At 53.6% G+C, this 17,870-nt stretch carries 12 protein-coding genes and 1 CRISPR repeat array; of the genes, 11 read left to right on the forward strand and 1 reads right to left on the reverse strand.

Annotated elements, in window-relative coordinates; genetic code table 11:
* Positions 1-1,270, reverse strand: a 1,270-nt coding sequence (gene larA, locus LBJ36_11175; GenBank protein MDR1379592.1) for a nickel-dependent lactate racemase, incomplete at its 3' end; no start/stop codon positions are given.
* Between the two features lie 400 nt (positions 1,271-1,670).
* Positions 1,671-2,030: a CRISPR direct-repeat array (repeat unit 30 nt; unit sequence GTTTCCATCCCTCACAGGAATCTCAAAAAC).
* A gap of 536 nt (positions 2,031-2,566) precedes the next feature.
* Here larA and LBJ36_11180 point away from each other — a divergent pair.
* The 11 genes from LBJ36_11180 to LBJ36_11230 all read left to right on the forward strand — a co-directional run bounded on the left by LBJ36_11180 (position 2,567) and on the right by LBJ36_11230 (position 17,856).
* Positions 2,567-2,974, forward strand: a complete 408-nt coding sequence (locus LBJ36_11180) for a hypothetical protein (GenBank protein MDR1379593.1) — start codon at positions 2,567-2,569, stop codon at positions 2,972-2,974.
* A 20-nt stretch (positions 2,975-2,994) separates the two neighbouring features.
* The gene (locus tag LBJ36_11185; protein ID MDR1379594.1) at positions 2,995-3,507 is read left to right on the forward strand and encodes a hypothetical protein; all 513 of its coding nucleotides are present in this window, start codon (positions 2,995-2,997) and stop codon (positions 3,505-3,507) included.
* A 76-nt stretch (positions 3,508-3,583) separates the two neighbouring features.
* Positions 3,584-5,893 (forward strand): FAD-dependent oxidoreductase, encoded by a 2,310-nt coding sequence (locus LBJ36_11190; protein MDR1379595.1) that lies wholly within the window; start codon positions 3,584-3,586, stop codon positions 5,891-5,893.
* Between the two features lie 22 nt (positions 5,894-5,915).
* A complete protein-coding gene (alaS, locus tag LBJ36_11195; protein ID MDR1379596.1) occupies positions 5,916-8,591 on the forward strand; it encodes an alanine--tRNA ligase in 2,676 nt (891 codons plus the stop codon).
* Positions 8,588-9,010: a Holliday junction resolvase RuvX gene (gene ruvX, locus LBJ36_11200; protein MDR1379597.1), complete on the forward strand. Its 423-nt coding sequence runs from the start codon at positions 8,588-8,590 to the stop codon at positions 9,008-9,010. The genes alaS and ruvX overlap by 4 nt, the downstream gene beginning before the upstream one ends.
* A gap of 378 nt (positions 9,011-9,388) precedes the next feature.
* Complete coding sequence (gene flhA, locus LBJ36_11205) at positions 9,389-11,497, forward strand: flagellar biosynthesis protein FlhA (GenBank protein ID MDR1379598.1); 2,109 nt, start codon at positions 9,389-9,391, stop codon at positions 11,495-11,497.
* A complete protein-coding gene (gene flhF, locus LBJ36_11210; protein MDR1379599.1) occupies positions 11,498-12,952 on the forward strand; it encodes a flagellar biosynthesis protein FlhF in 1,455 nt (484 codons plus the stop codon). It abuts the gene before it with no gap.
* 14 nt (positions 12,953-12,966) lie between these two features.
* Positions 12,967-13,872, forward strand: coding sequence for a MinD/ParA family protein (locus LBJ36_11215; protein MDR1379600.1), 906 nt, complete (start codon positions 12,967-12,969; stop codon positions 13,870-13,872).
* 21 nt (positions 13,873-13,893) lie between these two features.
* Positions 13,894-14,598, forward strand: a complete 705-nt coding sequence (locus LBJ36_11220; protein MDR1379601.1) for a flagellar brake domain-containing protein — start codon at positions 13,894-13,896, stop codon at positions 14,596-14,598.
* Between the two features lie 3 nt (positions 14,599-14,601).
* Positions 14,602-15,702: a chemotaxis response regulator protein-glutamate methylesterase gene (locus tag LBJ36_11225; protein ID MDR1379602.1), complete on the forward strand. Its 1,101-nt coding sequence runs from the start codon at positions 14,602-14,604 to the stop codon at positions 15,700-15,702.
* Between the two features lie 60 nt (positions 15,703-15,762).
* The gene (locus tag LBJ36_11230) at positions 15,763-17,856 is read left to right on the forward strand and encodes a chemotaxis protein CheA (protein MDR1379603.1); all 2,094 of its coding nucleotides are present in this window, start codon (positions 15,763-15,765) and stop codon (positions 17,854-17,856) included.
* Positions 17,857-17,870: the final 14 nt, after the last annotated feature.

The raw sequence follows: 17,870 nt of genomic DNA on the forward strand, positions 1-17,870 counted from the left end.
ATTCGATTATGACGGATACCCCGTCCGGTATTACCGTTACTGAAGCGTCTTTTTTACCCAGCAGCTCCTCCGCTTTCGCCACCGCGTCCTGGAGCGACGCCGCCGGAATCATGTTCAAGTGCTCGATCATCTCAGGCGCAACCGAAGAAACCATAACTACCTTATGCTTCAGCAGGACGCGCAGGAATATCTGCGACTGCCACTGATCCGGCAGGGTCTCATCGCGTCCTCGCGCTGTAATAGCGCGCATCACCTGTTCGGCGGAACGCGTGGACTTGAAAGTGTCGTAGAAAGCCTCTCCCCCGTGACCATCGCAGCACTCCGCCGCTATCACGATCACCCCGCCGGGAAGGATGCTGGCCTCCGCGCCCGTCATAGCCTTGACGGCCTGATAGACGTTCTGGTCCAGTGGATAGCCCCCGTTCCCGGTGATGACGATATCAGCCGGAACGGGCTTTATCCCCGCCAGGCTCTTCAAAAAATCACAACCCTCGCGGTGCGCCGCGTCAGAGTCTCCGGCAAAGGCCGCGATGATTTTTTTGTCCGCGTCTAGGACGACGTTCAAAATAAAAGCCAGCTTTGCGGTCTTCGCGGCGAAAATCATGTCACCATGTATCGGGTTGCCGTCCAAAATTCCAGTCCGTGCCATATCGTGGGCGATAAACTCCGAGCAGTGATTGGCCAAAACGGTTTTATACCCTGCGACTCCTGGCAGCACAACCTTACGACCTCCGCTGTACCCGGCGAAGAAATGCGGTTCGATGAACCCCTCCGAGATAAGAAGGTCGCACTCCACAACCAAGCGGTTGACAACCAACGAGCCGCCTGACGGAAGCGTTCCCAACGCAACGAGGTTCTTTTCGTCATGACAGTCGTGTACCACAATGTTCTCAGAAGAGGAGAGCTCAGGCCCGAAACGGACGGCGATTTCCTCACGCGTCATGTTGCGGTGCAGGCCTGTGGCGACGAGCAACGTTATTTCTGCATCAGGGTTTCCCGCGCGAATTTCTTCTAATAAAAGGGGCATAGTGATACCGCTTGGAACGGGGCGAGTGTGATCGCTGGTAATGATGACGACGCGTTTTTTACCCTTCACGAGCTCTCGAAGTGGCGGAGAGCCTGTGGGAGCACCTAGGGCCTCGCGAACGAGGGAGGACTCGGTGGCTTTTGCCTTATAGTCGTGCGCTCGGGAGTACAGTACTCCTCTCAAGCGCTCTTCGGGAATCTCACAGATTATGGCCGATTTTCCGTATGGGACGCTGATTTTCATCTTCACTTGTTCCTCCTGTCTTCGTTATGGAATGGGTAAATTTATGTCCGTCACTCAGTCATTATACTGAAAATGTACTGAAAATGTATGGGAAATATACAACCCCCTCGACACGATCCAGAATCAAAAGCCTCCATTTCGGTCGATGGAACATTGTCAAAATTATTATAATAAATATTATGAAAAATGTTTGCCTATCGTAATCGGGGATTACGAGGCGTTGCAGCAGGCGAATGCATTCTCGGGTACAGGCCTGGCGTTGCGCCAGATTCAGGAACCTGCCGAGGCAAAAGGGGAATATGAAGTGCTGGAGTACATCAATTTGGGTTTTCTCTCGCTTGGCGGTTTCGAGTACAAAAAGGTGCAGAAGCTGACGGGGGAAACTTCCTGTTTCCGATATGTTTCCATCCCTCACAGGAATCTCAAAAACACATCCCACCGCCTCCTTTGCACGCGGGCGACTTGGGTTTCCATCCCTCACAGGAATCTCAAAAACTTGCCCGGCTCTTTCGTGCGTTTGTACTGGATGGTTTGTTTCCATCCCTCACAGGAATCTCAAAAACTGTGCTCTGCTGTACAGGGTATACAGAGGTATACAGGTTTCCATCCCTCACAGGAATCTCAAAAACGTGGTGGCCGTCGGAGGAACCTCTCGCTGAATCTAGTTTCCATCCCTCACAGGAATCTCAAAAACATGTGGGATCATTGAGGATTTCTTTTTCCACCAATTGTTTCCATCCCTCACAGGAATCTCAAAAACCCGCCGCACATTGACTATCACTAAACTCTTCATTTTCTCATTTATCATCATTCTCAAAACAAAGATATTATAAAAACACACTATTCTCTTGTCAAGACACGGGGTTAACAGACTTTTACGATCCGCGTCGATCCCCCTGGTTTTACGCAGGATCACACATCGACGAAACTTTTACCTGAAATTCCTACTCAAATTCTAGCTACGCTAACATACTTAAATCTACTACGACGCCATAGAACATGAACATCAAGACAAACATGCCCACCACCCGCTGGCATATTGTACATCGGCGCCGGTGGCGCCGGTCATGAATGTCGAAGCGATTTCTATACGCTTTAGCAGATCCATGCAATGCGCTGCCAGGGCAGACGCGTCAGGAAAAACGTAATTGATCATTCATACCGATTCCCGATGTGTTTGCCCTGAGATGTTGCTTGACTCTGGTTATGAATGTGTTAATAGTGGTATTATCGTTTTCTTGTTGGGGTTGAGCAACCCAATAGATCCTGTTGAATTACAAAAAGGAGGAAGTCCATGTGGCACTGGTCGTTTGCAGGTTATGTAGACGTGCTTTTACTAACGCGCAAAACGAGGAGGTCTGTCCTGACTGCGCGGCCAGATTGAATAAACTTTACCCGATAGTGCGGAACTTTCTGCGAAATCACGAAAACGAATCCTATACGGCTTACGAGGTGAGCCGGCTTATAGGAGTCGACGTCAAGGACGTGGAAGGGCTCGTGTCTATGGACTTGATCAGGTCCGGGACACCAGCCTACGCGCATGATACGGAGATGAACAGCAAAAAGAGGGAAACAGAAAAAGAAATAAAGAAGGAAAAGGAAATGGAGAAAGAAATAGAGAAAGAAATCGAGAAAGAAAAGACCCCCTTGACCAAAAGGAAAAACTTCAACTCTGTCTACCTTTCTCACAAAAAAAAGCCTTGAAAAAAGGAGCGAGTTTTTTAATGAAGACAAGAATGAGATGGACGTTTTGGACACGCTTAGCATGCAAAGTTGCGTTGATCGCCGCGATCACTGTAGCGCTGCCGGCCGAAGAGACCTTCGCCGACATATGGCAGGACGTGAACCGTATCTTCGAGCTGAACGCCAAACTCCATCCCGGAATGACCATTGACGCGCTCAACGAGCTTTTAGGTCCTCCCGCGGACGAATATTGCATGAGCGGCACAACGCCTGAATTGACCCGATACATGTGGCTCCACGGCGAGATGGGCATCGAGGTTTACGAACTGGAGGGAACTGCCTACCGGGTCAATATTACCCTGCCCTGTGATAATAGCGCTGGCGCTTTGCGGGCTTTAGACGCACTGACGCGTCAAGGCCGGGAAAAATATGGGGCTGTTCCTTTGTTCGACTACGCCACGGGACAGCATTACTGGATACAAGACGGCATTCGTTTCGCCTTTTCCAAGTACAACCAGACAACAGTGTTCAGCAGTTGCATGAGGGTACGGTAATTTCACAAGGAGGCCATTCAGGGAGGCATTGATGTTGCGTCGAAAATTGTCAAAATTGTGGATCGTTTTTTTGTGTTTGTGGATTTTTCTTATCTTCAGCGCTTTCAGCTCAGCAAAAGCGGAGATGGCCGTGGAATACAACATGGTAACCGTTCAAGCGCTACGCGCTTGGGCCAGTCCAGGCAAATATTTAGCTCTTGGGGGTTTCAGGGGGACCAGTGAGACCGCTTTTGGCCGAACGGGCTCTGCTCCCCTGAACTTGAATAATGACTATGATGTGGTCGTGGCGGGAGGAAGCATCAGCGGAATCGCGGCGGCGTTGCAGGCGTCCAGGCTGGGCGTGAGCGTTCTGGTCGTGGAGCCCAGCGAATGGATAGGCGGCCAGGCAACCGCGGCCGGAGTTTCCACCATGGACGATTTGAGCCGCATACGGAGCGGTCTCTATCTGGAGTTTATCTTGAAGATGAAACTTTATTACGATACGATGGAAAAATCCATGGGAACCTGCTATTGGGATCCTCGGAGCCTGGCCTTTGAACCCTCCGTGGGTCAAAGGGTCCTCTATGAGATGCTAGAGGAAGCACGGACCCAGAGCGGAAAACCGCTGGACATTTTGTTGACCTCCGCTGTAACGGGAGTGGCGCGGGACGGCAGTACCGTTACGGGGGTCACGGTCCAAAAAAGACGCGGGACAAAGGAAGAGCAAGAAAAAAAAACGGAGATAACCTGCCGCGTCCTGATCGAAGCCACGGAGTATGGGGATATTCTGCCCTTGGTCGGTGCGGCCTACAGAGTGGGAAACTCCGTCACTCCTTTTCTTAATAAGGAAGCTTTGCTTCAAGACATCACCTGGGTCGCCATCATTCGTAGCTACCCCGGAGGCATTCCCCCAAATCTTCGGGTCACCACCCCTCTCCCCGGTTATGAAGAATCCAAACGCAACTACGAAAGCTACGTTTCCGCGGACGGGGTCGATTTCAAAGGCATATATCCCGTGGAGTTGCCTGTGAACTTTGTCAGCCACAACGCCTATCGAGGTCTTCCCGACTCCTCGACACCTTGGGGTTACGATGGTAGCGCCGATAACTGGAAGTACATCACGAAATCGGGCGTCAACTGGGGCAACGACTACCCCGGAAAGGTGAGCGAAAACGAGGGCAGGGGACTGACCGTGGAGTATCTGGAGAACGAGAAAGTACGGGCTCAGGTGGAAAAAGAGGCATTAATCAAGACTTTGCATTTCATCTACTATATCCAAAACGAGCTGAGCGAAAAATGGTCAGTCGCTGACGACGAATACCTAAACGATGAATTGCCAGTGGCGCTCGATCTTCCCAAGGAATGGCGGGAAATCGCGCGTCGCATGCCCCCCATTCCCTACGTTAGGGAATCGCGCAGGGTTGTGGGAGACTATATTCTGACGTCGGCGGAACTCCTCAGAAACTCTCTGAGTTACCGAGACGGTCAAACCAGTCACGAGTTCAAAGACGCCATCGCAATTGGAGGCTATATTTTGGACCTCCACGGCGCGAACACTGACGCGGATATGGAGTGGAGCATGGAGGAAAGAGCCGCGTCCGCTACGCTCAATCGCCCGCGTGGTCCCTTTCAGGTTCCGCTACGAGTCTTGCTTCCCAAGGATATCGACGGGCTCATCGTCGCCGAAAAAAATCTCTCGATGACCCGTTTGGCCGCTGGCGCTTTGCGTCTTCAACCCATCTGCATGATGGTGGGGCAAGCGGCAGGAGCGCTGGCCGCTCTTTCCGTGCAAAACGGTGTAACGCCCCGTGACTTGCCTCCGGTGAAGCTTCAACGGGCGCTGTTGGAGGCTGGCGTCGTTCTGTCCCTTTGCAAATACTCCGACGTTCCGCCCGAACATCCCTTTTACAACGCGGTTCAGCTTTCTAGCCTGTACGGCTTCATCAATCCGCAGGACCCCCCTCACGCGCCTTCCTATAACATCAGCGACCTGGACGACCCCGTTTTGGCTATGGCCATCATCAATGGCGCGGATAAGGGTTTTTTCGGCGTCGAGGAGATGATCACGCGCCAGGAAATGACGGCTATGCTGAACAAAGCGCGTTTGGCCTCGAAAACGTCCGAGGGGCGTGAACTGACCGAAGACGAGTGGACCGAAAGAATCCACTTCATCACCCGGGGAGTTTTCGCCGACGCGGTCGTCAAGGCTTTTGGGTTCAGCAACGACAACTCCGTCCCACGCCGTTTCGACATCTCCCCTGAACACCGGTTCTTCAAGGCCATCAATACATTAGATTCTCTAGGCATACTGAATCTTTACAGCGCAACCCGCGATCTTCACCCTGCCCGCCCCATCACCCGAGGCGAGGCGGCGGAAATATTAATAAAGGCCGCGACGGCAAGATAAGACCAAAAGAGGAGATGTTTTCATGCGGTATCGAAGCGGCAAAGAAATACGCGAGCTGTTCATAAAATTCTGGGTGGGAAAAGGAAGTTACCATTATCCTAGTTTTTCTCTTATCCCTGAGGACCCATCCCTGCTCTTTACCATCGCGGGGATGGTCCCATTCAAAGCCTATTACCTAGGGATTCGAACGCCGGAGTATCCCCACGCGGTCACGAGTCAGAAGTGCGTACGCACCAACGACATCGAAAACGTGGGGCGCACCGCCCGCCATCACACTTTTTTCGAGATGCTGGGCAACTTTGCCTGGGGCAGTTACTTCAAAAAAGAGGCCATCTCCTGGGCCTGGGAATTTTTGACCCAGGTCATAGGGCTTGACCCTGACAAAATGTACGCCTCCATCTACGAGAATGACGAGGAAGCCTGGACCGCTTGGCACGACTTAGTAGGGCTGCCGGAGACGCGCATTCGGCGGTTCGGCCAGGATGAAAACTACTGGTTCATGGGCGAAGGAGGACCCTGTGGTCCCTGTTCGGAAATCTATTACGACCGAGGTGAAGGGTACGGCTGTGGTTCTCCTTCCTGCGACGTAGGTTGCGACTGCGACCGGTTTCTGGAGATCTGGAATTTGGTCTTCACCCAATACGACCGGCAGAAAAACGGCGACTTGATCCCCCTGCCCCGCAACAACATCGACACGGGCATGGGGCTGGAACGCCTGACCTCCGTCGTGCAGGGCGTAGACACGGATTACGAGACCGATCTCTTCATGCCCCTCATTGAACACACTTGCGCGAAAGCGGGCATTCGTTACGGGGAGAACGCGAAAAACGACATGGCGGCTCGTGTAATCGCCGATCATGCCCGATCCGTGGCCTTCATGCTGGCCGACGGAGTGTTGCCCGCCAATGACGGGCCGGGCTACGTGCTGCGCCGTCTTCTGCGCCGCGGGGCGCGCTACGGGCGCCTACTGGGGTTCGAGAGCGGTTTTCTGGGCGAGTACCTGCCCATCCTCATTGACATTATGGGCGACCCCTACCGCGAGCTGATCGAAAACAATCTGACCATTAAGAAGATCATCGATGTGGAGGAGAATCGGTTTGAAAAGACACTGATGCAGGGTACCGATCTTTTCGACTCCGAGGCGACGCGCCTCAAATCCGGCGGTGGAAAAACCCTGCCCGGCGATGTGGCCTTTACCCTTTACGACACTTACGGTTTCCCCATCGAACTGACGCTGGAAATGGCGGAGGAACAGGGAATCTCCGTGGATCGAGAGGGATTCGATAAAGCGATGGAGGCCCAGCGTCAGCGGGCGCGCGTCAAGAGCAAACAGAAAAAAAGCGCCCTAGTGGGAGATATCTACACGGACCTGGAAAACGAACTGCCTCCCACCGTCTTCACGGGATACACCGAGCGGCAAGGCGAGGGAAAAATTCTGGCGATCCTGACGGAGAAGGGCCGGGTAGACAGCGCCGAGGCTGGGGAAGAATGCGAGCTGGTGCTGGATGTGACGCCTTTCTATGCGGAACGCGGTGGCGAGGTGGGAGATGTCGGACGTATTCATTCGCAGGCCGCGCCAGGTTCTCAGGGTTTATTAGAGGTTTCTCAGGGTTTAATGGAGGTTATCGACGCCGTTCCCCGGGGGAATCTGATTCTGCATCGAGTGAAAATCCTCGCAGGCTCCGTTTCCGTGGGTATAAAAACACACTGCGAAGTGGATGATCACCGACGCTCCGCCATCCGGCGCAACCACACCGCGACGCACTTGTTGCACGAGGCCTTGGGGCGTGTGTTGGGCGGGCACGTGAGGCAGGCGGGGTCTTTGGTAACGGAGCAGCTTTTGCGTTTCGACTTCACCCACCACGGGCCCCTCACCCATGAGGAAATCGAGGCGGTCGAAAGGATCGTCAACGAGCAGACTTTGGCGAACATCGCCTTAGACGTTGCGGAATGTAACAGGGAAGAGGCGAGAAAAAGAGGCGCGAAGGCCTTGTTCGACGAGAAATACGGGGACATTGTACGCGTCGTTGCCGTGCCTGGTTTTTCGACGGAGCTTTGCGGCGGTCTTCATGTTCGGGCGACGGGAGACATTGGCCTTTTTAAAGTTCTTCGGGAAGAAAGCATCGGGTCTGGCACACGGCGTATTTTCGCGGTGACGGGTATGAACGCCCTGGAGCTGTTGCAGCGTGCCTCGCGTTCGATCACTCGCCTGGGAGAAATTCTTTCTGCGGACGAGACGAACTTACCGGATAAGGCGGAGGTCCTGGTGGGAGAAGTGCGCCAGTTGCGGCGGCAGTTGGAGGAAGCGCGCCTTAAAGAACTGGCGAACAATGCGAAAAGCGCTTTCGAGCAAAAGGAGATACGGGGTGTTCTGCTGCAAATGGGCAAATTCCCCCAAGCCGCGCCGGACATGCTGCGGGACGTGGGAGACAAGGCGAAGTCGCTCCATTCCCCCACCGTCGTGGTCATGGCCTCCGTGACAGGCGACGATTGCCGCCTGGTGGTCATGGCCGACGACGCGGCGGTTAGAAAAGGGGCGGATGCTGGGGCCTTGGCCAAAGAGGCCGCGCTCCTCCTGAGCGGGCGTGGCGGCGGCCGCCCCAACATGGCTCAGGGAGGCGGAAAAAGCATCGAGAACCTGGACCGAGCCCTGGCGAAAATCGCAACCATGTTGGAGGGTCAGGTAAAGGATTCATGAGGCGGGTTTTGGCTCTTGATATAGGCTCAGTACGTATTGGAGTAGCTGTTACGGATCCCTTGGGTCTTTTCGCTCAAGGGATTGCCGTGTGGCAGGTCCAAGATGACTGGCGGGAGAAGCTGGAGGAATGTCTGAGGCAATACGACCCTGAACCTGTTCTGATCGGTATGCCGCGTCGAACGGACGGGAGCTATGGCCCTGAGGCACAGAAAATTCAGAAACTGGTGGAGGAGCTACAGGAGGCCTATCCCCATCGGCAATTCGAGACTTGGGACGAGCGCTATACCACCGTCATCGCGCAACGAGCGCTGTTGGAGGCCGACGTTTCCAGAGGTAAGCGCAAACAAAAGGTCGATAAAATCGCCGCGGCTCTTATCCTCCAGAGCTGGTTGGAGACTCAGGGCAGTCACCCCAGATAGCATAAACAGATAACAGATAGAACAGATAGACAAATAATAATAGATAGAATAATAATAGATAGATAGATAGATAGATAGACAGACAATAAATAGAGATGATTGATCGGAAAAATCGCCGATCTCTTGTGAAAAACGTGATTGTTCATCCAACGCTCACACTCCCGATATTATTGCGAAAGATTCCGTAGCTTAGACGTTAGCATAGACGTTGTCCGGCAAACGGCACCGTAAAAAATACGGCAAAATGGAGGTTCAATATCTGTATTTCAATTGAAGGACGCTTGAACGACGCTGTATTTCAGCTCTTTTCGTGTACAATAAAATAAATTCTCAAAAAAGGAGGGGAAAAATGTGGCGTCTGCTACGGCAGGGGCAGAAATGTCCGTTCTGAAAAAAATACTTCATTACTCGGATATCGGCGTAGCGCTTCTGATGATCCTTGTAGTGACTATGATGATCATTCCTCTCCCCACGTGGTTTATAGACATTTTGTTGGCGTGCAACATTACTCTGGGCGTGATCGTCTTGTTGGTTACTTTTTACGTCAAGCGAGCCCTGGAGCTCTCGGTGTTTCCGACACTCCTGCTCATCGTAACGCTTTTCCGCATCGCGTTGAACGTCTCCACCACGCGCCAGATTCTTTTACAGGGCGACGCCGGAAGTATCATCATGGCTTTTGGGACGTTCGTGGTCGGAGGCAATTACGTGGTGGGGGCCGTTATCTTCTTAATTTTGGTGGTCATTCAGCTCGTGGTCATCACCAAAGGCGCTGAGCGCGTGGCCGAGGTGGCCGCCCGCTTTACGCTGGACGCCATGCCGGGCAAACAGATGGCCATCGATGCGGATCTGAACTCCGGCCTCATCGACGAAAACGAGGCCAAGGAACGCCGCCGGGACATCCAACGTGAAGCAGACTTTTATGGCGCCATGGATGGCGCTTCCAAGTTCGTCAAAGGAGACGCTATGGCAGGGCTTCTCATTACCCTCATCAACATTATTGGGGGGTTGACCATCGGCGTTTTTCAGCGTGGAATGCCGGCAGCGAGGGCCGCTGAACTTTACAGCCTCCTAACTGTGGGCGACGGTTTGGTTTCCCAAATTCCGGCGCTGCTTTTTTCAACCGCTACGGGCGTCATCGTCTCCCGCGCGGCGGCGTCCTCCGATCTGGGGCAGGATATCGTGGTGGCGTTCACCAAGTATCCTCGCCCGCTTTACATCGGAGCGGGCCTTTTGTTCGGGCTGGCTATCATTCCGGGGCTTCCCACGATCCCCTTTATCATTCTGGGAGCGATGATCGGGTCGATGGGGTATATGGTGACGCGGGAAGGAACGGCCCAGGCCATCGAAACCGCGGAAAAAACCTCCACTCCGGCCTCGGGCAAGGGTGCGCCGGGAACCCCTCAGTCTGCGGGGCGCGGCGACGCTCAGTCCACTACGTCTCCCGCTTCGCCGGAAGAGGTCATGCGCCTCTTGACGGTGGAGCCTATGGAAGCGGAGATCGGTTACGCGATCATCCCTTTGGTGGACCCCGCTCAGGGAGGTGATATGCTGGAGCGCATCGGAACGATTCGCAAGCAGATGGCTATCGAGCTAGGGTTGATCGTTCCTCCCATCCGCATTCGCGACAACATTCAGATCAAACCCACGGAGTACGTGCTCCGGGTCAAGGGAGCGGAGGCGGGGCGGGGCGAGCTCTTGCCCGACCATTATCTGGCGATGAACACGGGCACCGTGGAGGAAGAACTGGTCGGCATCCCCACCACGGAGCCAGCTTTTGGGCTGCCCGCGCTCTGGATCTCTCCCGACCTTCGAGATAAGGCCGAGACGATGGGCTATACCGTCGTGGACGCCCCCTCCGTTCTGGCCACACACTTGTCAGAGGTCATCAAGAAGAACGGCGCGGAGCTTCTGACGCGGCAGGAGGTCCAAAAACTCACCGATATGGTGAAGGAAAACGCGCCGGCGGTGGTAGAGGAGCTTTTAACCTCCCTGTCCCTCGGCGAAATTCAGAAGGTTCTTCAAAACCTCATTCGAGAACAGGTACCCATACGGGACCTCGTGACAATATTCGAGGCCCTGGCGGATTATGGTAAGATGTCGCGCAGCGTGGATTTTCTGACGGAACGAGCGAGGGAATCTTTGGCGCGCCTGATTTCCTTAAAAATTCAGGGGGCCGCCGGGGTCATCACGGTGGCTACCTTGTCACCGAACTGGGAGCAAAAGATCATGGCGGCTATGGATGGGGACCTTGCTAGAGGGTGGCAGTTGAACCTGGACCCCAGGGAAGTCCAGAAGATGATCGCCGCAATCTCCCGCGCTGCTGACGATATGACCATTAAAAACCTGATGCCGGTTCTTTTGGTGCATCCCAATGTTCGGTTGGTAGTGCGGCGATTGGTGGAGGGATCAATATCTAATATTTTTGTGGTATCTTATAATGAAATAGCTCACGGAATTCAAATCAAAACGGTGGGAATGGTGGAATAGATGCGAGTTCTCAACCAGATAACCTTCGAAGCCAAGGACGACGCGGAGGCGCTTAGGCTAGCCAGCGAGCGCTTGGGCAAGGACGCGGTCATCCTATCTACTCGAACGGTGCGCGTGGGAGGGTTTATGGGATTTTTCCAGCGCAATGTTCTCATGGTTTCAGCGGGTATTCTTCAAGACGACTCCAAAGAGGGAAAACCGAAGGAGAGAGAGAAGGACGACACAACTGCCAAAGAGCGACTGGTGGCGTTTCAGAAACTTCTAGAGTTTAAACAGGCAACGGAGACACGGGGAGGAACGGAACTCCAAGAGCTCCCCACTCGACAAACGACGGCCCAGGATGGAATGGCGAGGGTGATTTACTCGCCAGCAGGTATTGGGGCGGCGGGCAGGAATGCCCAGGGGTTTGACAACATTCACCTCTCCGCGGCGGGTTTGGCCTCCGCGACGAATGACCCCATCGCGCAACGAAAGATTCTCGTGGACGGGATTGATGTCATGGATTCCGTCAAACTCAAGGAAGAGGTGAGCAATCTCTCGCAAAAGCTCGACACGATTTTACAACGTTTGGGGAGCATACCCAACGAACATGAGGCTAAAGAGACCGAGGTTAGACTGGATAAAAACTTCGAGGCAGGATTTCCAGGGCTTTTCACAGCGCCCGGAAAACGGAATGACTCGGACGAACTCTACCGGAAACTGGTGGAGGCGGAGATGGATGCTGACTACGCGCGGCAGTTGACGGAGGAGTTCAGAGGGAATAAAAGAAATGTCACTTTTTCTAAATGGCTAGAGTCGAAGATCCGTTGTGCCTCCGACTCCTCGCAGAACGCGCTGGGGGGCCGGAGGGTCATGTTGTTGGGCCCCACTGGCGTCGGCAAGACGACGACCATCGCGAAGCTGGCAGCCATACAGGCCCTTTGGGAGCACAAAAACGTTCTCCTTCTTACCAGCGACACCTACAGGATAGCCGCGGTAGATCAACTGCGGACCTACGCCAAGATCTTGGGGGTCCCCATCGAGGTCATTTTCGAGATCGAGAACTTTGCCGATGTCCTGGAGGATCACTCTGACGCGGAGCTGATTTTGCTGGACACGGCGGGGCGCGGGCAGAAAGACCGCAAGAACTTGGAGACACTGGAAGTTTTGTACAACGTCTTCAAACCCGATGCCGTCCACCTGGTACTGGCCGCAAACATGAAGTACAGGGATATGCTGGACGTAGTCCAGTGCATGTCCGTCATCCCCGTTTCCCACGTCATTTTCACGAAATTGGACGAGACGGTGAGCTACGGGGCTATTTTCAACATGCTGAAGTCTCTGGATAGGCCCGTTTCTTTCTTTACCACAGGACAAAACGTGCCCAACGACATAGAAGTGGCATCTAGCGCTCGCTTAGCCGGTCTTTTGATGAGCGAGGAAGATGAGCGAGGAAATGGAGAAATTGCGCCGTGAATAAAAGTTCCGTGGTGTTTTCCGACCAGGCGAAAGAGCTGAGACGTATCGTCGAACAGCACCGGCAGGAAAGCCGAAAAGGCGGAAATTTGAGGACGATAACGGTTCTCAGCGGAAAGGGCGGCGTCGGCAAGAGCAATTTATCTGTCAATCTAGCCTGCGCCTTGGCGGAAGGGGGAAAAAAGGTGGTGCTCCTGGACGCGGATCTGGGATTGTCCAATATCGACATGCTTTGCGGCATCACCGCCAAGTACAACCTCTCCCATTTGATCGAGGGAAGCAAGACCCTGAACGAGGTTCTGGTGGAGTTGACACACAACGTCTGGATATTGCCCGGAGGATCGGGGATCAAAGAACTGGCGGATTTAGAGGAGTCTCACCTAGTGGGATTGATCGACAGCTTGAGCGTTTTGGAGGACAGAGCCGAGATTTTATTGATCGACACGGGGGCCGGAATCCACAGAGGGGTGCTCACCTTCGCGGCGGCGGCTGATACTTTGATTTTGCTGACGACGCCCGAACCCACTTCCATAAGAGACGCCTATGGCGTGTTGAAAGCCTTGAAAGGTTCCTCTGAGGGCGCCCATAAAAAGGATGTCGTTTTTGTGGTCAACATGGCCAACAGTGAAAACGAGGGCCTTGAGGTCGCGAATCGACTTCGGATGGCGGCAAGTCAATTTCTGGATTTTTCGATTCACTATATTGGCTGCATCTTGAAGGATCGTTCTGTTGAACACGCTGTGCGCGCCAGAAAACCGTTTTATCAGCTCTACCCGCATTCGGCGGCAACAGCGTGCGTCAGAAAACTCGCGCGCGCGATGTTTGGAATGCCCGCCGAAAGGGTGACGAATCTTCAGCCGCCCAAAGGTCTGAAGGCCTTTTTTTTCCGGCTGACGCGGCAACATTTTGTAGAGAGATGAATATGAGAGATGAGTATAAGTATGAATAAGGAATTGGAGCAATCCCAAAAGCAACTGGTGGAAACGCTGATCGGCTCCAAAGTGGAGCTGGTGATTGCCTTGGGGCTTTATAAAGGAACCTACGCTTCACGCCTCGAAGAGCTGGAAAACGGCTTGATTGGGTTGTCGCACCCAACGTTGCGGGGAGCTTTGTTGCCCACGTTCCGCAGCACAGAGCTTTTAATGAAAATAGATGGGAGTGGCTGTTATTATCAGGCCACGGCCTCGGTGATACGCAGCACCGTCAACGTGCCTGTGCCTCTTTTATGGGTCAAACCCGTTTCCGATCTGGAAAAAGTCCAGCGGAGAATGTTCGTCCGGGTTCCCTGTTCGATCAAGGCGGACGCCTTTTGTCTGAAGGCCGGCGAGGACCCCGTGGAGGGTGCGCCTTCTCCCCAAAATATCCCAAAGGAGTGGTTTCCGGTGCGCGTATCGGACATCAGCCTAGGAGGAGTCGGTGTCTCGGTCAAGAAAGAGTTGGTCTCTCGTTGTATTGAAGGTGGCCGCTATCTTTTGTCGCTGAACATCAGCGGAACGACTTTTTTTCTGGTGGGCAAGCTGGTTAAAATTCTACAGAGAGACGCGAGCAAGACAGAGATCGGGTTGGCCTACGAGGGTTTGTCTACTTTTCTGGAGAAGTTGATGGGCGGGTATATCCGACAACAAGAATTTATAACGCGAGGGTAATGAATGATGAAGGAAATGAGAGAATCGAAAGTCAGAGTACTCATCGTGGATGATTCCGCCTTGATGCGGAAATTATTGGGGGACATCCTCTCTGCGGATCCTCGCATCGAGGTCATCGGAACGGCAAGAGACGGTATCGATGGATTGGCCAAGATTCAGGCGTTGTCCCCAGACGTGGTGACTCTTGATGTGGAGATGCCCAACAAAAATGGACTGGCCGTGTTGGAGGAATTGATGAAAACTGACCCCATCCCCATCATCATGGTCAGCAGTCTGACCCAAGAAGGAGCTCAGGTCACGCTCAAGGCGCTGTCCTTGGGTTGTGTGGATTTTGTGGCAAAACCGTCGATCTCTATTTTCACCAATTTCAAAGAAATAGCCGCGGAGATCGTCTCCAAAGTGCTCATGGCCAAGGGGGCGCGAGTGAGTCCTTACTTTAAAAAAGATGGAGTGGAGCTGAAAGCTGGAGGGGTGGCGATGTCTCATATTCTCGCGTCGGGGGGAGGAGCGCCAGGGTACAAACCGACCAGAAAGGAAATCGTCGCTATTGCGTCCTCGACGGGGGGACCTCTGGCTTTACAACAGGTGTTAGCTAAGCTGCCCGAAGATTTTCCGGTTCCCTTGGTTATCACCCAGCACATGCCGAAGGATTTCACCACCTCGTTGGCGAAGCGGCTCGACTCTATATCCGCTCTCTCGGTGTTTGAAGGAGAGGAAGGTATGGAGCTGAAGCGGGGCTCCGTGGTTCTCGCTCCTGGAGGAAGCCACATGATCGTGAAGCGGCGGTCAAACGGAGTCGCTTATTGTGGACTTTCCGACGCGCCTCCTGTGTTATCCGTCAAACCCTCGGCGAATATAATGTTTTTAAGCGTCGCCGACGAATATGGCGGCAAAGCGGTAGGAGTGGTTTTGACGGGAATGGGCCGGGATGGGACGGACGGCGCTGTCGCCCTTCACGGAAAGGGCGCTCATATTATCGCGGAAGCTCAAGAGACCTGCGTCGTATACGGTATGCCGAAAGCGGCGGTGGAAGCTGGAGTTGTGGATGAACTTTTGCCTTTAGGCGAAATTCCCGATGCTCTTTTAAGAAGCGTAAAAGGATAAAATACACTAAAATAAACGAGGAGTACTTTTCGGAATTCACGAGTTTGGGGATGGTAGACCATGACTGAAATGGATATGAGTCAATACCTAGGCGCATTTTTGGATGAAGCTGGCGACAACCTTCAGCGATTGGACGATCTTTTGCTAGCGTTGGAAAAAGACACGACAAATTTGGACATTATCAACGAAATTTTCCGCTCCGCTCACACATTGAAAGGGATGTCCGCCACGATGGGGTTCGAGAAAATGGCGGGTCTCACTCACGCTTTGGAGGATCGCCTGGACGCGGCTCGGAAAGGCACCCGCCACCTCAGTGACGCCGACATGAACCTCATGTTTTCTTCCCTCGACACCATGCAGGCCATGGCGGACTCCATTCGGGGAGGAGAAAGCGACGCGCATATGGATGTTTCCGTCCTGGTGGCCGCTTTGCGCAACATGAACGAAAACGCGGCCTCCGCGGCCAACGAGAAGGCCGCCAAAGGGGAGGCCGCCAAAGGGGAAGCGTCTGTTCCCCTTGAAAACAACCCTTCCTATGGACCGTTATCCCAGCAAGAAAAAGAATGGATCTCGGAAGCAAAAGGAATAGGCCGCACCGTTTTCAGGATTCAGGTGGTTTTAAGCGAATCTTGCCTTTTGAAGGCGGCTCGAGCTTATATGGTCGTTAATCGAATGGAGGAGCTCGGAGACGTAATTAAGACGGACCCCTCCATAGAGGCACTGGAGAACGAGGACTTTGCTCTTGATTTCACGATCTTCCTCGCCTCCGAACAAGCCGTGGGACAGGTCAAAAACGCGGTCCTTAAAATCAGCGATGTGGCCACGGTGATCGTGGATGAACTTAAACAAGACGCGTCCGCTGAACATCAAGAACCCGAGGAAAAAGAAGAAAAAGTAGTGATCCTCGAAGCCTCCGATATTCCCCAAGTTCCAAGCTACGCCAAGGCGGAAGCGCATCCGGCGCCGGCGGTGCTTCTCAAAACGGACGTGAAAAAGGCCAACCAAACTGTACGCGTGGACATTGGACGTCTAGACAAGCTCATGAATCTGGTGGGAGAGTTAGTCATCGGGCGTGCTCGCATCGAAAGACTAGTACAGGAGGCTCGTCTACGCGAGTTTGATGAACCACTGTCCCAGTTGGGACGTATCTCGGGAGACATTCAAGAACTGGTCACAAAGTTACGCATGGTGCCGGTGTCTTTCACTTTCGACCGTTTTCCAAGGCTCATACGCGATATGTCAAGGGCCCTGGGGAAGGAAGTGGAGCTGGTCCTGGAGGGTCAGGACACGGAACTCGACCGTACCGTCATCGACGAGATCGGGGACCCTATGGTTCACTTGATCCGCAACTCTTTAGACCACGGAATCGAAACTCGGATGGACCGCCGGGCGGCCGGTAAACCTGAAAAAGGAACGTTGAAGATCTCGGCCTATCAGGAGGGCAGTGGCGTCATTATCGAGGTGACGGACGACGGTCAAGGTATCGATCCTGAAAAAGTTAAGAAGAAAGCTGTGGAACGTGGGATTCTGGACGAGGACACCGCCGCCACGATCTCAGATGAGGAGGCCATTCAAATCGTTTTGCTGCCGGGATTCAGCTTGGCGCAGACCGTAACGGACATTTCCGGGCGAGGCGTGGGCATGGACGCGGTTAAAACCAAAGTAGAAGCCCTGGGCGGGCAACTGGATCTCGTCTCCCGGATGGGTCATGGAACCAGCGTTTACGTGCGGCTACCCTTGACCTTGGCGATCGTGTTGTCGCTTTTGATCAAGGTCGGAGATGAAACCTACGCCATTTCCCTAGAGAACGTGGAGGAGACGATCCTGGTCAAGCGGGAAAACATCAAGACGGTCCATGGTTCCCCGGCGGCTCTGTTGCGGGGTGAAGTGCTCTCCTTGAGCGACTTGGGCAACGTGTTGGGAACGACAGTAGAGGATACAGACCGGGACGAGTACCCAGTGGTGGTCGTGAAGATCGGTAAAAACAAGATCGGATTCATCGTGAACGAGCTAATCGGACAGCAGGAAATCGTTATTAAATCCTTAGGGCGCTTCTTGTCCAAGATCAAAGGTATCGCGGGGGCGACGATACTGGGCGACGGCAATGTGGCCTTGATTCTGGATATGGCGTCTTTTTACACGACAAAAGCGTAGCAAGAAAGGGAGAT

This window comes from Synergistaceae bacterium (assembly GCA_031267575.1).
GTDB lineage: Bacteria > Synergistota > Synergistia > Synergistales > Aminobacteriaceae > JAIRYN01.